Genomic DNA, 16340 nt, shown 5'->3' on the forward strand with positions numbered 1-16340 from the left:
CAGTCTATCGATGGACCTGACGCTAATGAATCGTGCCGCGAACCTCGTCGTTGCTGAGCGTGGCGATTACCCGTTCGATCTGCCGCCAGTGGCAGAAGCGGAGGACGTTCCCGCTATCGCGGCTTTGCTCGGCGCGGATCGCGGCTTCGTAGCCCGCATCGTCGCCGAAGCGATCGATCAGCTCATGCGCGTCCCGGAGCGCGCTCCGCCCTGCGATGAATAGGCTGTCCATGTCACGCGGTTTAGCCGCGGCAGGTTTCGGCTCCTTCCAACAAAGAGCGTCAACGCTTCGTTCACCACGTCCGGCTGGCGTGGGAGCCTCCCGTCTGGCAGAGCGCCGCCATGCAAACGCGATCTTCGATGGCCGGCGGCTTCCTCCTGATTGTCTGCCTCTTTATCGGCCTGTTTGTCGGCATCCGCATGAACCAGCCGAGCCTCGGCGTGCTCCTCGGAACCCTGGCAGGCACCCTCGTGGCGGTTGCGGTCTGGCTTTTGGACCGGCGCCGCCGAGATTAAGCCACGCGCCGCCCGGTCCAGATCACCCGACCGATGCAGTGGATCTCGTCGGGCGAGCAGTCGGGCCAGTCGGCGTAGGCCGGATTGTCCGACTGAACGGTGACCCGCCGGGTCACGGGGTGCAGGGCCAGCCGCTTCACAACGAGGGCTTCATCGATCCGAAGCACATAAATGCCGTCGCGCATCCGCGACCCCGCGTCGCTGCGATCAACCAGAATGTCGTCACCGTCATGCAGGGTGGGCTCCATGGAGTCTCCTTCGACGCGAATCACCGTCAGATTGTCGGGCGACGCTCCGGTCAGTTGCCTCAACCAGCGCTCGTCAAAGGCGAAGAAGGGCTTGTCGCGCTCCTCCGCCGGAATCGCTCCTGGACCGGCCGAAGCGCGCACTGAGGAGCGCGTGATAGGAACAAGACCGAAACGATCCGAGGAGATTTCCTCTTCAGGCGGTCCGCCCAGGCGTGATTCGGGAATGGCGAAATAGCGAGCAAGCGTGCGACGCTCGGATTCGCCCAGCCGCCGGGGCGTTCCGCGCCGGATAAACTGCTGAATATATGCCGGATTTCGCCCGACCAAACGCGACAGACTGGCGAAGTCCTCGCCGCGCTCCTGGCAGAGCCGTTCCAGGGTGTAACGGGCATCGTTGTCCATGCGCAACTTTCTAGCTGTAGGAAGATGCCTAGACAAGTAGGAAATGTGAGCCGAAGAGTCGGGAGCCGAGTCGCCAACCACAGAGGCCGGGGGGCCGAACAGTGTATCTACTTCGAGAAGTTGAGAAATATCTCCGGACAACGGACATCACACCTACCCGTTTCGGTCGCGATGTGATGGGCGATCCCCGCTTCGTTCACGATCTTCGCAGAGGTCGCGAGCCCCGGCCGCAGACCGTCACTCGAGTGCGTGCCTATCTGGAGCAGGCGCAATGAGCGCGCCCCGCATGAGCGCGTCAGCCTCTGCGCTTCTTAGAGCACTTCTCCGCCGGGCTACCCCCCATGAGGATAGGATTTCGCTTACGCACTGCGTTTCCGTCGACTGGTGCTCCCTCACCTTCTCCGGACAGCGGCACCAGCTCGGCTTCCGGGTCACAGGTCCGGACCCAGCGGCGCTCGCGACGTCGTGGATGGGCGGTATCGAAGAGGCGGACCTTCCGCTCGGACGCGGCTTCGTTGGCGATATTGCGCTAGCAGGACCCGTCGCCCCTCAGCCGGACGGAAGCGTGCTCGTGGACGTGGAGGCGCTGACGCTCGAAGACTAGCCAAGCGAGCGGCGGAGGTCGGCCAGCGCTTCGCGGAGTGCCGCCGAGGCATCCACGGGCAGCTGAACCAACTCCCCCGCCGGTGGCTTGCCTGCAAGGTGCGCATCGATGCGTGCCTTGAGCTCCCCCGGGGATGGCAGTGATGGCGTGGGGAATAGCTGGACAACGCGAGAGTCCGCCGGGACCGAGAGCACATCCTCGAGAACGAGGACATCCTCCTCAGGCCCGCGGAACTGGGCTTCCTCGATAGGTTCCTGCAGGGTCTCCCAATCGACTGGTTCGAAGTCGGCGATCCGATGCCGTCCGGTACGAGGCTGAACCGACCGCAGGAACAGCATCGAAAGGCCGAAGCCCGCCACTCCTCCGGCCGCCGCCATTTGTGGGCCTAGCAGGGTTCCGCCGGCGAACGCCGCCGCAGCGGCAAAGGTGATTGCCGCCGCACCATCGATCAGCCAGGCGACAACGCCGCCTTCCCCTGCCCCGTTCATGAGCCGGGCTTACCGGCAAAGTGTTAGCGATCGGTTGCGTGGAGCCGCTCCAGCATCGCCTCGGTGAACATCTGCGCGTCATCCGGCCCCACGGCTGTAACGATATTCCCGTCCGTGACGCAGCGCTCGTCAATCACTCGCGCGCCGGCGTTGCGCAGGTCCGTCCGGATCGACGGCCAGCAGGTCGCCCGCACCCCGCGCACGGCATCCGCCTCCACCAGCAGCCACGGCCCATGGCAGATAGCTCCAACCACCTTGCCTCCATTCACGAACGACCGGACCAGCGCCACCGCTTCAGATCGGGTCCGCAGAAAATCGGGGTTGATAAGGCCGCCCGGCAGCAGCAAGGCATCCCAGTCCTCCGCTCTCCCCTGCCCGATCGTCAGGTCGGGTCGGATCGTGCGTCCGGGATCGTCCAGCACGGTGGCCTGGATCGGACTCATCGTCGGAGCCGCCAAACCGACCTCGTGCCCACGATCGCGCAGGATCGCCCGCGGAACGAACAGTTCCGCCTCCTCGAAGCCGTCGCTCGCCATGATCAGGACTTTGTACCGGGTCACGGAACTCCCCTGCCTCACCCGGACTTGAACAGGCAACATGCAACTGAGACACTGCAGCGACGATCAGCCGGGGATCACCCGTCAGCTCATCAAGGGCAAGTGGGCCTATTTCTCACCCGATGGCGAGCGCATTACCGATCGCGAGGAGATCGACCGCCTCAACAAGATCGCGCTGCCGCCGGCCTATACCGACGCCTGGTTCTGCCCCTATCCGAACGGCCACATCCAGGCCACGGGCCGCGATGCCAAGGGGCGCAAGCAGTATCGTTATCACGACCAGTTTCGCGCCCGCGCCGACAAGAAGAAGTACCTCGGCTCCATCGAGTTCGGAGCCGCTCTCCCCAAGCTGCGCCGCCGCGTCGAAGCCGACCTGAAGAAGCGCAAGCTGAGCCGCGAAGCCGTCCTCGCCGCCGTCGTCCGCCTGATCGACACCAGCTTCATCCGCATCGGTAACGAGCAATACGCCGAGGAGAACAAGAGCTTCGGCGCGACCACCTTGCGCAATCGCCATCTCAAGAAGGAGGGCAGCCGCCTGAAGATGCGGTTCAAGGGCAAGCACGGCATCGTTCATGAAGTGCCGATCAGCGACAGCAACCTGAAGCGCGTAGTCGGCAAGTGCGCCGAGCTGCCCGGACAGAATCTGTTCCAGTACATCGATGAGAATGGGGAGGCCTGCCCGATCACCTCCGCCGACGTGAACGACTATATTCGGGAGGCGAGCGGCGGCGACTTCACCGCTAAGAACTTTCGCACTTGGGGTGCCAGCGTCATCGCCTTCGAGCAGATGCTGAAAGCGCAGGAAGAAGAACGGGCGAAGATCAGCCTCAAGACCGTGCTCGAACCCGTTGCCGAGGCCCTCGGCAACACGCCGGCCATCAGCCGCAAGAGCTATGTGCACCCCAAGCTGATCGAGGCTGCCCGGGACAATCCGCGTGATCCGCTGGGCGGCTTCGCGCGTCCTCGAGGCCGCAAGTGGCTGTCCTCGAGCGAGGTTGGCTTGCTTGAGTTCCTGCTGAAGGGACGCCGGAGAAAGCCGGTCGTTTCCGGGAAAGCCATTGTTCCGGCTGTGGTGGAAGCCGCGGTCGAGGCCGCCGAAGTCGGTCCCGACAAAGTCGATCAGGTCGCCGATGCGGTTGACGCCGGCAAACTTGCAACGGCGTAAAAGCTCGGCGAACCGCAGCGCCTCGCTCCGCCTTCCAGTGACCTGAGCTTGACCCTCGGATACCGGCCCGCCATCCCCGCCCCATGTTCGATGAACTCGACCGCTTTTTAGGCTGGCTGACCCTCAACCTCGATGCACTCGCGATCGGAGCCGCGGTCGCCGTCGGCCTTGTAGGCCTGATGCTCCTTCTCCGCGGCATCGGTCATCGCATCGTCGCCAGTGATCCCGATTGCCTCACGTGGCGCGCTGTCGTCGGCCGCGTTCTGGCCAAGACCAGCGTCCTGTTCATGGTCGCCGCAGCAGTCGAGATCGTCGTCACCTACGCCCAGCCGCCCGCGCGGATCGAACGGTTGTTCGACATTGCGTTCATCGTCGCCTTCGCCCTGCAAGGTGCCGTGTGGGGTCGCGAGTTGGTTCTGGGCGTCATCGGTCAGCGCGTCGGGCACAATCCGGACACGACGCTCGGCAACGCCATTTCGCTAATCCGCGTGCTGGTCAGCGTGGCGCTGTTCGCCATCGCCTTCATCGTCATTCTCGACAATCTGGGCGTGAACGTCACGGCCCTGGTGGCCGGCCTCGGCATCGGCGGCATCGCGATCGGCTTGGCTGCACAGGGCATCTTCTCCGACCTGTTCGCCGCGCTTGCCATCCTGTTCGACCGGCCCTTCCGCCGAGGAGACACCATCCGCTTCGACCAGACCACGGGCACGGTGGAGCGCATCGGCCTCAAGACCACGCGCCTTCGCTCGCTCACCGGCGAGCAGGTCATCATGGCCAACACCAAGCTGCTCGAGCGAGAGATCCGCAATCTCGCCGCCGGCGACGACCGCCGCGAGACCTTGCGTTTCGGCGTGACCTACCAGACCCCGCCCGAGAAGCTGGAGAAGATCGAGAGCCTCGCCCGCGCCGCCGTCCACGCCCAGCCCGGCTGTGAGCTCGTCCGCTGCGTCATGGTCGCCTTCGGACCGTCCAGCCTCGACCACGAGCTGTTGTTCGTACACGAAGGACTCGACGCCGAAGCCCTCTTCCACAAGCGCGCTGCCCTCATGACCGACTTGCTGAAGCGCTTCGCCGCCGAGGACATCCAGTTCGCCTATCCGACCCAGACAACCTTCACCGCGGCGCCGGATGGCTCGCTGGTCATGCCCTACGCGGTGCCGGCAGCCGTGCCGTCATCCCACTCCTGAGCTTCGACCCGAGCGAAGTCGAAAACCGAACTCACCTCCACCCGTCACTCCGCGAAAGCGGGAGTCCATCTCCGCCCCATCAGCGACGGCGCCTCGCCCACGCTAACAGAAACGGTACCGAGCATAGCACTTGGACGGCCCACTCTTCCGGGTAACGAGGGCGAGCCTCAATGGCAGGGTGTCTGGCGGTCACTCATGGCCCAGAGCGGAAGTTCACGCCGGAGCTAAGCTTGAACAATCAATCGGGTGGTGGCAGCCGTCGGCCAAGTAGACCGGTCACTAACAAACACGGTGCCAAGAGGGCTAAAGCCACGTCGAGCGGCAAGAGCGAAGGCAACCTAGTCGTGAGGAGGGGAGAAAGCAGACTGGGGTAAGCAGCCGCGTAAGTGGTGCTTGCTAGGAACAGCAGCGCGGATTGCTGTCGAGCAAAGCTTTTCCAAGCCGACATGGCAGCAAAGATGCCAAACAGGACTCCAGCGACCGCCACGCCCAGCATGAATAGTGAAAGGGCGCTGTTCAGCGACATGCCCTGCATGCCTCGTCCCACCAGGTACGATGTAGCCAGTGCCGACACGAACATGCCCATGCTTGCTAGCGACGAAAGCGACTGCCAACTCATCAAGGGGTTTCCTGGGCCGATACTGTGGCGTGTCTAGGCGGAAATGGAGCGTCCGCTTTCCACCCACAGCTCACACTGAATCAACTCCCCTCCTTGCACAATAGGAGCCCGCCTGCTCCAAGCTGTCCCGCGGTTCGACCGCAGGCTCTTTCACATCATTGTATTGCCGGATCGCGAGCACGCCACGACCGTGAACATTGAGAACATTCGCGGCGGCATTGGGCCACCTGCTTGCGGCCGACGCCGCAGCCGCTAAGGACTTGTCTCATGCCCATCGCTTCGCTTGACGAAATCCGCTCCCGCTTCGGCTCCGAGATCGGCATCTCCGACTGGATCGTCATCGACCAAGGCCGCATCAATGCCTTTGCGGACGCGACTGAGGACCACCAGTTCATCCACGTGGACGAGGGCACCGCGAAGCAAACGCCGTTCGGCGGCACCATTGCTCACGGCTTCCTCTCGCTGTCGCTGCTGAGCCGCATGGCGGCCGACGTCATGCTGGTGCCCGACACCATCAAGATGGGCGTCAACTACGGCTTCGACCGTGTCCGCTTCTTGGCGCCGGTGAAGTCCGGCAAGCGCGTCCGCGGCCGCTTCGTGCTGGACGCCGCCGACGAGAAGGCGCCAGGTCAGCTGCTTACCCGCCACACTGTCACCGTCGAGATTGAAGACGAGGACAAGCCTGCCCTTACTGCCGTCTGGCTCGGCCTGTTGTTCATTTGAGCACCAACCAAGGCGCTCACCCTGAGCTTGTCGAAGGGTCATCCTTCTTCTAGCTCACGGGTCACAAGGACGGGGCTTCGACAGGCTCAGCCTGAGCGCACCGGTTGAGCCCTAACCATAGGAGTTACCATGTCCGCACGCGACGCCGTCATCGTTTCCACCGCCCGCACGCCGATCGGCAAGGCCTATCGCGGCGCCTTCAACGCCACGCCCTCACCGACCCTTTGCGCCCACGCCATCCGCGCTGCCGTGGAGCGCGCCCGGGTCGAGCCGGACGAAATCGAGGACTGCATCATCGGCGCCGCTCTCCAGCAGGGCGTGCAGACCACCATCGGCCGCACCGCCGCCCTCCGTGCCGGGCTCGGCGTCGGCGTTGCCGGCATGTCGATCGACCGCCAGTGCGCGTCCGGCTTGATGGCCATCGCCACCGCAGCCAAGCAGGTCATCGTCGACCGCATGGACGTGTGCGTCGCCGGCGGCGTCGAGAGCATCAGCCTCGTGCAGACCCCCGAAATGCGGGTCGGTCCGGACCCGGAGCTGCTGTCCATGCACAATGCGGTCTATATGCCGATGATCCAGACGGCGGAGGTCGTCGGCAATCGTTACTCGATCAGCCGTGAGCGCTGCGACGAATATGCGCTCCGCTCCCAGCAGCGCACCGCCGCCGCTCAGGCTGAGGGCCGCTTTGCCGACGAGATCGTCGAAGTCACCGCGCGCATGGCGGTCAAGAACAAGGAAACGGGTGAGACCACCATGCAGGAGGTCACCCTCGCCAAGGACGAGGGCAACCGCCCACAGACCACGCTGGAGGACCTCGCCAAGCTGCAGCCGGTGATGGGCCCGGAAGCCCTGATTACCGCCGGCAACGCGTCGCAGCTGTCGGACGGCGCCTCCGCCTGCGTCGTCATGGACGCGATCCTCGCCGAGAAGAAGGGCCTGGAGCCGCTCGGCCGATATCTCGGCATGGCCGTCGCCGGGACCGAACCGGACGAGATGGGCATCGGTCCCGTGTTCGCCGTGCCGAAGCTGCTGAAGCGCTTCGGTCTGTCGGTGGACGACATCGGCTTGTGGGAGCTGAACGAGGCGTTCGCGGTCCAGGTGCTCTACTGCCAGGACAAGCTCGGAATCCCAGACGAGCTGCTCAACGTCAACGGCGGCGCCATCTCCATTGGCCACCCCTACGGCATGAGCGGCGCGCGCCTCACCGGCCACGCCCTGCTGGAGGGCAAGCGTCGGGGCGCCAAGCACGTGGTCGTCACCATGTGCGTCGGCGGCGGCATGGGCGCGGCAGGCCTGTTCGAGGTCTTCTGAGGAGCTCCAATCCGCTCTTGCTGAGTAGTCGCGTCAGCGGCGTATCGGAGCCACGGCCTTCGATTTGCCGCGGGCACAGCTACACAGGCGGAGCGGGTTGCGGCTTGCATTTCCGTCTGACACCCTCGGCTGATGTCCTCGGTCGAACTCCTTGCCTTGGCCGCTTCAACCAGCCTGCTGGCGGGCTGGCGGCTCTACTTCGTGACCTTCGCGACGGGTCTGGCGATGCGCTTCGGCTACATCGACTTGCCGGAGCACTTGGCAGCGCTTGACGTGCTCGCCAGCCCGTGGGTGATCGCAGTCGCCGGCGCAGCTGCCTCATTCGAGTTCCTCGCCGACAAGGTTCCGTGGGTCGACAGCATCTGGGACGGCATTCACACCTTCATCCGTCCGGTGGGCGGAGCCTTGCTGGCGCTGGCGATCGTCGACGCCTCGGACCCTGCGTGGCAGGTCGCAAGCTTTCTGCTCGGCGGCGGCGCTGCGCTGGTGTCTCATGCCGGTAAGGCGGGTGCCCGGGCCATGGTGAACACCAGTCCCGAGCCGTTCAGCAACGTGGTCGTGTCCACCGGCGAAGACGTCGCAACGGCTGGTCTGCTGGCGTTGGCAATCGCAAATCCACTCGCCGCAGCCGTCATCGCCCTGCTTCTATTGGCGCTGTCTGTCTGGCTGGCACTTGCAGCGCGAAGGCTCGTGAAGCGGGTGCTCAATCTGGGAAGCAAGCCACAGACTTGAATCGGCTGGCTTCGTCGCCACCAATCAAGGTCGCGTCGCCCAGCATAACCCAGACATGTCCCTCCAGCCCGTCGCCGGTCGCAACCCCATAATGCAAACGGGCGTCCAGACCCCGGGCGCGCAGCATCGCCTGACAGGCAAGTCCCTGCTGCAGGCACACGGTCCGGAACGGCACCACGGCAGCGGCCCATCGCACGGCCCTAGCAACCGCCGCATGGTCGTGGGCCATCATCGGCCCAAGCGGCACCGCGCCCGAGCGGATCACGCGATGGAACGGCGCAACCCGCACCAGGACAGCCGCCCAAGCAAGCCGCGCCGCCGCTTCGATCAACAGCCGCCTTTGCCCGACCGACAGCCGTCTGAACCGGCGCCAACGAGAGGGCGAAGCCAGTGCGAACGGGTGGGCCATTCCTCACACCTTCGCGCGGTGCAGCGACGCACGCAACCCGAGCCGCGCTGAACGGTTACTCACCCGAAACAGGAGAAGGACATCATGGCCGAAGGCGGAAACACGAGCCTCGTCGAACGGATCGCCCGCGTGCTCTGCGGGGCCGAGCACAGCGCCAATGCCGACGGCAGCGAGATGTCGGCCGGGGAGCATGTCAACGAGCATTGGCGCCAGCACCGCAACCAGGCGATGGCGGTGCTCAAGGCAATACGGGAACCCGATCAGGCAGCCACCGCCGCCGGTGACCCACAGGTGTGGCAGAAGATGGTTGAAGCGAGCATCGCCGCAGAGGACGTGAAGGCCTGATCCACGTCGCCATACAAGCGAAAGGCCGCCCGAGCGCACGCCCGGACGGCCTTTCCATTGTCGAGCCGGTGGCGGCCTGACGCTTAAGCGAGCACTCCGGCGGAGGCGACACTCACCGACTTGGGACAATGAGACATCAGACCACCTCCTTTCAGCTGTTGAACAGTGAGCAGAAGATGGGACCTAGCCGCTTGGATTCAAGGGCTTAGCTGTGGCTCGCGATGAACTTCTCGACCACGGGTGCGATCCGCTCACGCCACTTACGTCCATTGAAGATGCCGTAGTGACCGACATCCTTCGCGAGCAAATACTGCTTCTTCGCCTCGCCTAGTTTGGTCGCGAGCTTGAGGGCAGCCTTGGTCTGGCCAACGCCGGAGATGTCGTCGCGCTCGCCCTCGATGGCCAACAGGGCCGTGTCGGTGATCGCACCCGGGTCCACCCGACGGCCGCGGTGCATGAACTCACCCTTGGGCAGAAGGTGTCGTTGGAAGACCACGTCCACTGTCTGCAGGTAGAACTCCGCGGTCATGTCGCAGACCGAGCGATATTCGTCGTAGAACTCGCGAGTGGCGTCTGCGCTCTCGTCGTCGCCAACCACCAGATGCTTGAACATCTCCCAGTGGCTGACGAGGTGGCTGCCGAGATTCATCGTCATAAATCCCGCGAGCTGCAGGAAGCCCGGATAAACCTTCCGCCCGCTGCCCGGATAGAGCATCGGCACGGTCGCGATGACATTCCGCTGGAACCAGGCATGGGGGCGCTGGGTCGCCAGCGTGTTGACCGCGGTGGGCGCTTCGCGCGTATCGATCGGACCCCCCATCAGGGTCAGCGATCTCGGCCGGCAGGCATGCTGATCCGCGTTCATCAACGCAACTGCCGCATAGGCGGGAACCGACGGTTGGCAGACCGCCAGCATGTGCGCTCCAGGCCCGATCGCTTCCAGGAACTCGATCAGATAATCGATGTAGGTGTCGAGGTCGAACGCGCCTTCCGACAGCGGCACCATCTTCGCGTCCCGCCAATCCGTGATGTAGACGTCGTGACCCGGCAGCATCCGTTCCACCGTTCCGCGCAGCAGCGTCGCATAATGACCCGACATCGGGGCGACGATCAGCAGCTTCGGCTGGTCCACGGGCGCGCCCTCGCGCACGAACCGCTTCAGTTGTCCGAAGGGCTTTCGGAGCACGATGTCCTCGTGGACTGGCACAAGGCGCCCGTCGATGCTGGTATCGAACAGGTCGAAGTTCGGCTTGCCTCGCGGCGCCGCGGCATGCGCGAACACGTCCAGACTTGCGGCCACGATGGGACCAGCGGAGCTGTAGCTGAGCGGATTGGCGGGACTGTTCATCCAGCTCGAGGAGAGGTTGGCAAGCTGGCTCGCGCCCGCCAACCACGAGCGCTGCACCTCATAGGCGTCGTAAAGCATCGAACCTCGTGAAAAGCCTTCCCCCAGAGAACAGGTGTGCGGCCGAAAAGGTCCGCTGGCAAGCGAACAATGCGGTGCTTGCGGTTGGCGTTGCCCCTTCTCCCCTGCTAACCGCCGCCCATGGCTACTGCCCCTGAAAAGACCGAGCGTGAAAGCCGCAGCATTGGCAACCTGAAGCTCGTCTTCCGTGCGGCCAGCCGCTACCCGGCACGGATCGCGGGGGCCTTGTTTTTCCTCGCCATGTCCTCGGCGGCAACACTGGCAATCCCTTACGGCTTCAAGCAGGTCATCGACCGTGGCTTCGGCGGCGACGCGATCAGCAGTGCGGCGGTCACGCAGGCCTTCCACTATCTGCTGATGATCGTGGCCGTCCTGGCCATCGCTACCGGCTTCCGCTTCTACTTCGTGTCGTGGCTCGGCGAGCGGACAGTGGCCGACATCCGCCGTCAAGTGCAGCGTAATCTGCTGACCCTGCCGCCTCGCTTCTTCGAGGAGAACCGCCCGTCCGAAATCGCATCTCGGCTGACGGCTGACACGGCCATCCTTGAGCAGACCGTCGGTTCAACCTTCTCCTTCGCCTTGCGCAACCTGGTCACAGGCGTCGGCGGGATTGTCTACCTGTTCGCTTTGTCCCCCAAGCTGGCCGGCATGCTGCTGGTGGCCATTCCGTTCCTTTTCGGACCGATCGTGCTGTTCGGCCGCAAGGTCCGCACGCTCAGCCGGGACAGCCAGGACCGGATCGCCGACGTCGGCACCAACGTCAGCGAGGTTCTCGGCGCGATGAAGATCGTCCAGGCCTTCGGCCAGGAGCACCGGGAAGAGCAGCGCTTCGCAGGCACGGTCGAGAATGCATTCAAGACCGCCCGCAAGCGCCTTCGGCTGCGCGCCATCATGACCGTCGTCCTGATCGCCCTGTTTTTCGGGGCGATCGTGTTGGTCATCTGGGAAGGCGCGATCGACGTAGCCGCCGGGCGTATGACAGGGGGCGAGATTGCGGCGTTTGTGTTCACCGGGGTTTTGGTCGGGGGCGCATTCGGAGCACTGAGCGAGACGTACGGCGATCTCTTGAGGGCGTCGGGCGCTGCTGGCCGCATCTCTGAGCTAATGGCCGCCAAGGCCGAAATTCGAGCGCCCGCAAGCCCCGTGCTGCTTCCGGATCCCGCCCTGGGTTCCTTGACCTTCGAGCGTGTCGAGTTCCGCTACCCCACCCGTCCCGAAGACAAGGCGCTTCACGATCTCAGTCTTGCCGTTCAGCCGGGGGAGACGGTGGCGGTGGTCGGCCCGTCCGGCGCCGGCAAGTCGACGCTCTTCCAGCTCGCTCTTCGCTTCTACGATCCGCAGGGCGGTCGGGTACTCGTGGACGGCGTGGACGTCCGGGATGCGGATCCGGCCGTGGTGCGCGGCCGGTTCGCGTTGGTCCCTCAGGAAACCGTCATCTTTGCGGCGTCCGCCTTCGACAATTTGCGCTACGGGCGTTGGGACGCGAGCCGGGAAGAGATCGAGGACGCTGCGCGCGCGGCCAATGCTCACGATTTCCTCGTCGCGCTTCCCGATGGGTATAACACCTATCTTGGTGAAGGCGGAGCGCGGCTGTCCGGCGGTCAGCGGCAGCGCATCGCCATTGCCCGCGCCTTGCTGCGGGATGCCCCGCTGCTTCTGCTCGACGAAGCCACCAGCGCGCTGGATGCCGAAAGCGAAGCCCAGGTGCAGGAGGCACTGGAGCGGCTGATGAAGACGCGCACCACCGTAGTCATCGCTCACCGGCTTGCAACCGTCCGGGCAGCGCATCGGATCGTGGTGATGGAAGACGGCCGCATCGTCGAGGAAGGCACCCACGCCAGCCTGAGCGCGCGTGGCGGCCTGTACGCGCGTCTGGCCCGCCTGCAGTTCGAGAGCGCAGCGGCCTGAGCCGCGCGGCTCAAGCGCTCAGCAGCAGCTCCTGGCCGTCGATCCAGATCAGCGCGGCGCGGCGCAGGTTCTGGAAGTGCGCGCTGCAGTCTGGACGAAAGGACCGCGGCAATCCCTCGTAACGCAGTAGGTCATGCTCTACTTCGCTCCAGCCCCGCCGCTGTCCCTGATCGAAGGCTTCGTAGCCCTTCGCGAGCCGCTCCTGCGGGCATCCGAAGTTCGCGAAGAGTAACGGCTCCATGACCGGCAGATAGCTGAAACGAATGGCCGGGCGCCGCGCAGCCCAGGCGATTTCGGGCCAGTTCAAGGCAGCGAAGGCCGCGGCAACGGCGGGCTGCACAACAGCTTCCTGTTCCCACTCGAAGAAGGCACCGAACAACTCGCGGCGCTCACGGCTGGTCAGGATTTGCCCGTGCCTGCGTGCGGAATGGCAGCGGAGAAGGGCCTCCAGCAGCCGCTCGGGCAGGTGCTCGCCGGCGGTCAGACGCAAGGTCGGGTCCGCTGTCAGCATGTAGGAGAAGTATGTCTCGAAGCAGACTCGCCGGTTGATATCCCGGAACGCCTCGGCAAAGGCGTTCAACGCCGAGCGTGCCTTGTGTCGCCTTGAACCTAGAAAGCGCCACTGGAGAATACGCCCGGCCTGGAGACCTCTCCTGAAGTAGCCGGCACCCCACAGCGCTCCATGGGCCGCTAGCAACGGAAAGAGGTGGTTGCCTCCGCTATGACGAGTCAGATGATGATAGACGATCGCGCGTTGGGCAAAGTCGGAGGTGCGGCCCGCGAGCCTCTCCGCTTCGGAGCGAAGCCTGGCAATCCTCGACCGCACGCAACCCTGCAACATCAAGCGAGCTTAGGCAGGAGACAGATACAATCGGGTTAAGAAAAAAAGGGGCGGCTCCGTGAAGAGCCGCCCCAAGGTCTTCGGGATGGTGGCCCGAAAGATCAGAACTTGGCGTATGCTTCGTTGCCGACGAAACCCATTTTGGAAACGTTGGCCTGTTTGGTGACGACCAGGACTTGATCGACCAGTTCATAGCGAGCGTCCGGCTCCGGCTGCAGGTGCAGTTCGGGGACGGGGTTCAGCTGCTGGGTGATGTCCAGGAACTGTCGAAGCTGGACCAGATCCACCGGGTTGCCGTTCCAGAGCACCTGGCCGGCCTGCGTGACGACGATCTTGTTCTTCACGGGATCAATCGGCGGCGGGTTGCTGCTGTTGTCGTTGACCGGCAGGTCCAGCTTCACGGCGTGCGTCTGGATGGGGATGGTGATGATCAGCATGATGATCAGCACCAGCATCACGTCGATGAGTGGAGTCGTATTGATCTCCATCATCGGCTCGCCTTCGGTATTGTTACTCGTGGTCTGCATCGCCATGGCGACGTATCCTTCGCTTACAGACGCTCGGCAGCCAGGCCGGGCGGCGGTTCGGAGATGAAGCCCACACGGGCAAAGCCGGCGCGCTGCATGGTGAACACTGCCCCGCCGACGCACTTGTACGGCGTGTTGATATCACCGCGGATGTGGGCCTCGGGCATGTTTTCTTCGGTGATGTTCTCGGCGCCACCGACGGCGGCGATCTGGTCTTCCAGCTTCTTGACCGCCCGGTCCAGCAGTTCTTCCGAATTGACCGGGGTCATGCCCCAGTAGACCTCGCAAGCACCGCCCGGACCACCGCGAACCGTCAGCGAGACGTTCTCCGGCTTGGTCTCGGTCGGCTCGTACGCGACCTTCGGAAGCGTGATCGGCACCGTTTCGACCACCACCGGAATGGCGATCAGGAAGATGATGAGCAGAACCAGCATCACGTCGACGAGCGGCGTGGTGTTGATGTCCGACATCGGGACGTCTTCGCCCTCTTCCTTGCCTACGCTCATTGCCATGGAATTACGGCTTTCTCTTGGTTGCTTGTCCGAGGCGGGTCGGCGGCGAACCGCCGACCCGGTTCTTGGCGATGCTTAGCGGCGGTCGACCGTAGTCGTGCCGGTGCCCGAGGCCTGCTGTCCCGTACGGGTGTCGCCAGCCTGCAGCGGCGCGGAACCGGCCGGGGTCGGAGCCGAACCCGAACGGGTCTGCGAACCGCGAGCGACCGAAGACGAACCCGCAGCGGCAGCGCCGGCAGCGGCCATCGACGGCTTCACGCGGCCTTCCGACATGATGTAGCCGTGCAGGTCGTTCGTGAAGGCCGCGAGGTCCTCCATGATCGACTTGTTGCGGCGGATCAGCCAGTTGTAGGCGAGCACGGCCGGAACGGCCACGACGAGACCGAGAGCGGTCATGATCAGCGCTTCACCGACCGGACCGGCAACGGTGCCGATGGAGGCCTGGCCGGCAGCGCCGATCTTGATGAGGGCGCGGTAGATGCCGACCACGGTGCCGAACAGACCGATGAACGGTGCCGTCGAACCCACGGTCGCGAGGAAGGCCAGGCCTTCGCCGAGACGGGCGCCGATCGAACCCTGCGAGCGGGCGAGGCTGTTGGCCATCCAGTCGTGCTGGTCGATCGGGTTGGTCAGCTTTCCGTGCTGGTCCTGGGCGACGAGCGCGTCGTCCACGATCGCGCGGTAGGCGCTCTTCTGGTCGAGCTTGGACGCCGCTTCCTTGAGGTTGGCGGAGTTCCAGAAGCTGGAACGGACCTTGCGGCCCTGGCTGATGATCTTCTGCTGTTCAAAAAGCTTGGTGAACAGGATGTAGAACGAGAAGACCGACATGGCGACGAGGATGATGAAGGTTGCCCAGGAAATGAGGCCGCCTTCATTCAATGCCTGCATCAGGCCATACGGGTTTCCGCCGTTTGCTGCGGGAGCTGCCATAGTCTCGACTTTCCTAGTTAGAAGCTGGGTATCCGGGTTTGGTGCTTATTCGTCCACGAGCTGCCAACGGATCGGCGGCGTGGAATAGGAGTCCGTGATCGGTTGACCGTTCTGGTCCTTCGCCGGCGTGAACCGGGCGCGACGACGAAGGATATTGCATGTCGCCTGGTCGAGAGAAGAGTTGCCCGTCGACCGGGTGATGCTGCAGCCAGTGACCCGTCCATCGGGACCGATTGTCAGCGATGCCTGAGCCGTCCCTTCGGCACCGTCGCGCTGCGCAGCGCTCGGGTAATCGTCCGCGCTGAACAAGGTCCGCACGTCGCCGCGAGCTCTGGCGGCCTGCTGGACCCGTGGAGCCGGCGGTGCCGGCGGCGGCGGCGGCGCGATCGCGGGCGGAGCCGGGATCGGGTTTACCACACGCGGCGGCGCATTATCGACCGACTGAATGGGCGGTGGCGGCGCGACGTTGGTGCGGACTAGGGGCGGCGGTGCCACGGGCGGCGGCTCCGTCTGCGGGACCTCTTCCGGCGGGGGCGGCGGCTCCTCCGGCGGGGGCGGCGGTTCGTCCTCGACGTCGAACGTCTTCAGGTCTTCCGCGGCCTTCTTGATGACATTGTAGGCGAGCCCGGTAATCAACGCGTAGCCAAGCAACGCGTGCAGGAGTGCGACGATCACGATCGCCACCGTCCTGTTGGAGCTCATTTGCCTGCGATTGGCGTAAGACATCCTGCCGCAATTCTCCTCAGGTGGACCTTCCACCACCCACCCGGAACCGCAGCTTCACTGAAAGCCGCAAGACCATCGGGGCGGGCCGACGTATCAACATATCATCGGCAGGCCGGCGCGCTTCCTTAATGTGGCCTCAATGGCGGCGCAACGAGTTTGTTCCA

At 64.4% G+C, this 16340-nt stretch carries 21 protein-coding genes; 9 read left to right on the top strand and 12 right to left on the bottom strand.

The window, feature by feature from the left end; genetic code table 11:
* Nucleotides 1-22: 22 nt before the first annotated feature.
* Complete coding sequence (locus JT720_RS06300; protein ID WP_205480247.1) at nucleotides 23-232, bottom strand: hypothetical protein; 210 nt, start codon at nucleotides 230-232, stop codon at nucleotides 23-25.
* Between the two features lie 110 nt (nucleotides 233-342).
* On the opposite strand from JT720_RS06300, the gene JT720_RS06305 reads away from it, so the two are divergent.
* On the top strand, nucleotides 343-516 hold the full coding sequence (locus tag JT720_RS06305) for a hypothetical protein (RefSeq protein WP_205480249.1): 174 nt from the start codon (nucleotides 343-345) through the stop codon (nucleotides 514-516).
* Here the strand turns inward: JT720_RS06305 and JT720_RS06310 are convergent.
* Nucleotides 513-1166 (bottom strand): S24 family peptidase, encoded by a 654-nt coding sequence (locus JT720_RS06310; RefSeq protein WP_205480251.1) that lies wholly within the window; start codon nucleotides 1164-1166, stop codon nucleotides 513-515. The two genes, JT720_RS06305 and JT720_RS06310, sit on opposite strands and share 4 nt — an antisense overlap.
* Before the next feature lie 469 nt (nucleotides 1167-1635).
* On the opposite strand from JT720_RS06310, the gene JT720_RS14010 reads away from it, so the two are divergent.
* Nucleotides 1636-1770 carry a hypothetical protein gene (locus tag JT720_RS14010; protein ID WP_272873179.1) on the top strand — a complete coding sequence of 45 codons (135 nt, stop codon included), beginning with the start codon at nucleotides 1636-1638 and terminating at the stop codon, nucleotides 1768-1770.
* On the opposite strand, the gene JT720_RS06315 is transcribed toward JT720_RS14010, so the two are convergent.
* Nucleotides 1767-2258 carry a hypothetical protein gene (locus JT720_RS06315; RefSeq protein WP_205480253.1) on the bottom strand — a complete coding sequence of 164 codons (492 nt, stop codon included), beginning with the start codon at nucleotides 2256-2258 and terminating at the stop codon, nucleotides 1767-1769. The genes JT720_RS14010 and JT720_RS06315 overlap by 4 nt on opposite strands.
* A 23-nt stretch (nucleotides 2259-2281) precedes the next feature.
* Nucleotides 2282-2818 (bottom strand): type 1 glutamine amidotransferase domain-containing protein, encoded by a 537-nt coding sequence (locus tag JT720_RS06320; protein WP_336511955.1) that lies wholly within the window; start codon nucleotides 2816-2818, stop codon nucleotides 2282-2284.
* A 37-nt stretch (nucleotides 2819-2855) separates the two neighbouring features.
* Between JT720_RS06320 and JT720_RS06325 the strand changes: the two genes are divergently transcribed.
* Together JT720_RS06325 and JT720_RS06330 are read left to right on the top strand one after the other, a co-directional pair.
* Nucleotides 2856-3980, top strand: a complete 1125-nt coding sequence (locus tag JT720_RS06325) for a DNA topoisomerase IB (RefSeq protein ID WP_205480256.1) — start codon at nucleotides 2856-2858, stop codon at nucleotides 3978-3980.
* Nucleotides 3981-4063: 83 nt separating this feature from the next.
* Entirely contained in the window at nucleotides 4064-5167 is a 1104-nt protein-coding gene (locus tag JT720_RS06330; protein WP_205480257.1) for a mechanosensitive ion channel family protein, read from the top strand.
* Between the two features lie 238 nt (nucleotides 5168-5405).
* On the opposite strand, the gene JT720_RS06335 is transcribed toward JT720_RS06330, so the two are convergent.
* Nucleotides 5406-5786, bottom strand: a complete 381-nt coding sequence (locus JT720_RS06335; protein WP_205480259.1) for a hypothetical protein — start codon at nucleotides 5784-5786, stop codon at nucleotides 5406-5408.
* A gap of 267 nt (nucleotides 5787-6053) precedes the next feature.
* Between JT720_RS06335 and JT720_RS06340 the strand changes: the two genes are divergently transcribed.
* The 3 genes from JT720_RS06340 to JT720_RS06350 all read left to right on the top strand — a co-directional run bounded on the left by JT720_RS06340 (nucleotide 6054) and on the right by JT720_RS06350 (nucleotide 8552).
* The gene (locus JT720_RS06340) at nucleotides 6054-6509 is read left to right on the top strand and encodes a MaoC family dehydratase (RefSeq protein ID WP_205480260.1); all 456 of its coding nucleotides are present in this window, start codon (nucleotides 6054-6056) and stop codon (nucleotides 6507-6509) included.
* Nucleotides 6510-6638: 129 nt separating this feature from the next.
* On the top strand, nucleotides 6639-7820 hold the full coding sequence (locus JT720_RS06345; RefSeq protein WP_205480261.1) for an acetyl-CoA C-acyltransferase: 1182 nt from the start codon (nucleotides 6639-6641) through the stop codon (nucleotides 7818-7820).
* 132 nt (nucleotides 7821-7952) lie between these two features.
* The gene (locus JT720_RS06350; protein WP_205480262.1) at nucleotides 7953-8552 is read left to right on the top strand and encodes a DUF4126 domain-containing protein; all 600 of its coding nucleotides are present in this window, start codon (nucleotides 7953-7955) and stop codon (nucleotides 8550-8552) included.
* On the opposite strand, the gene JT720_RS06355 is transcribed toward JT720_RS06350, so the two are convergent.
* The gene (locus tag JT720_RS06355; RefSeq protein WP_205480263.1) at nucleotides 8524-8961 is read right to left on the bottom strand and encodes a lasso peptide biosynthesis B2 protein; all 438 of its coding nucleotides are present in this window, start codon (nucleotides 8959-8961) and stop codon (nucleotides 8524-8526) included. The two genes, JT720_RS06350 and JT720_RS06355, sit on opposite strands and share 29 nt — an antisense overlap.
* Before the next feature lie 84 nt (nucleotides 8962-9045).
* Here JT720_RS06355 and JT720_RS06360 point away from each other — a divergent pair, with 84 nt between their 5' ends.
* Entirely contained in the window at nucleotides 9046-9306 is a 261-nt protein-coding gene (locus JT720_RS06360; RefSeq protein WP_205480264.1) for a hypothetical protein, read from the top strand.
* Nucleotides 9307-9511: 205 nt separating this feature from the next.
* On the opposite strand, the gene JT720_RS06365 is transcribed toward JT720_RS06360, so the two are convergent.
* The gene (locus tag JT720_RS06365; RefSeq protein WP_205480265.1) at nucleotides 9512-10732 is read right to left on the bottom strand and encodes a polyhydroxyalkanoate depolymerase; all 1221 of its coding nucleotides are present in this window, start codon (nucleotides 10730-10732) and stop codon (nucleotides 9512-9514) included.
* 120 nt (nucleotides 10733-10852) lie between these two features.
* Here JT720_RS06365 and JT720_RS06370 point away from each other — a divergent pair, with 120 nt between their 5' ends.
* Nucleotides 10853-12640 carry an ABC transporter transmembrane domain-containing protein gene (locus JT720_RS06370; protein WP_205480267.1) on the top strand — a complete coding sequence of 596 codons (1788 nt, stop codon included), beginning with the start codon at nucleotides 10853-10855 and terminating at the stop codon, nucleotides 12638-12640.
* Nucleotides 12641-12650: 10 nt separating this feature from the next.
* Here JT720_RS06370 and JT720_RS06375 read toward each other — a convergent pair whose 3' ends face one another.
* The 5 genes from JT720_RS06375 to JT720_RS06395 all read right to left on the bottom strand — a co-directional run bounded on the left by JT720_RS06375 (nucleotide 12651) and on the right by JT720_RS06395 (nucleotide 16176).
* The gene (locus JT720_RS06375) at nucleotides 12651-13220 is read right to left on the bottom strand and encodes a hypothetical protein (RefSeq protein ID WP_205480268.1); all 570 of its coding nucleotides are present in this window, start codon (nucleotides 13218-13220) and stop codon (nucleotides 12651-12653) included.
* A 362-nt stretch (nucleotides 13221-13582) separates the two neighbouring features.
* The gene (locus JT720_RS06380; RefSeq protein WP_205481355.1) at nucleotides 13583-14008 is read right to left on the bottom strand and encodes an ExbD/TolR family protein; all 426 of its coding nucleotides are present in this window, start codon (nucleotides 14006-14008) and stop codon (nucleotides 13583-13585) included.
* A gap of 23 nt (nucleotides 14009-14031) precedes the next feature.
* Entirely contained in the window at nucleotides 14032-14520 is a 489-nt protein-coding gene (locus JT720_RS06385) for an ExbD/TolR family protein (protein ID WP_205480269.1), read from the bottom strand.
* A gap of 75 nt (nucleotides 14521-14595) precedes the next feature.
* Nucleotides 14596-15450 carry a MotA/TolQ/ExbB proton channel family protein gene (locus tag JT720_RS06390; protein WP_205480270.1) on the bottom strand — a complete coding sequence of 285 codons (855 nt, stop codon included), beginning with the start codon at nucleotides 15448-15450 and terminating at the stop codon, nucleotides 14596-14598.
* A gap of 45 nt (nucleotides 15451-15495) precedes the next feature.
* Nucleotides 15496-16176, bottom strand: coding sequence for an energy transducer TonB (locus JT720_RS06395; RefSeq protein ID WP_205480271.1), 681 nt, complete (start codon nucleotides 16174-16176; stop codon nucleotides 15496-15498).
* Nucleotides 16177-16340 lie beyond the last annotated feature (164 nt).

The sequence above is a fragment of the Sphingomonas arenae genome, assembly GCF_016924655.1.
In the GTDB taxonomy this organism is placed as follows: domain Bacteria; phylum Pseudomonadota; class Alphaproteobacteria; order Sphingomonadales; family Sphingomonadaceae; genus Sphingomicrobium; species Sphingomicrobium arenae.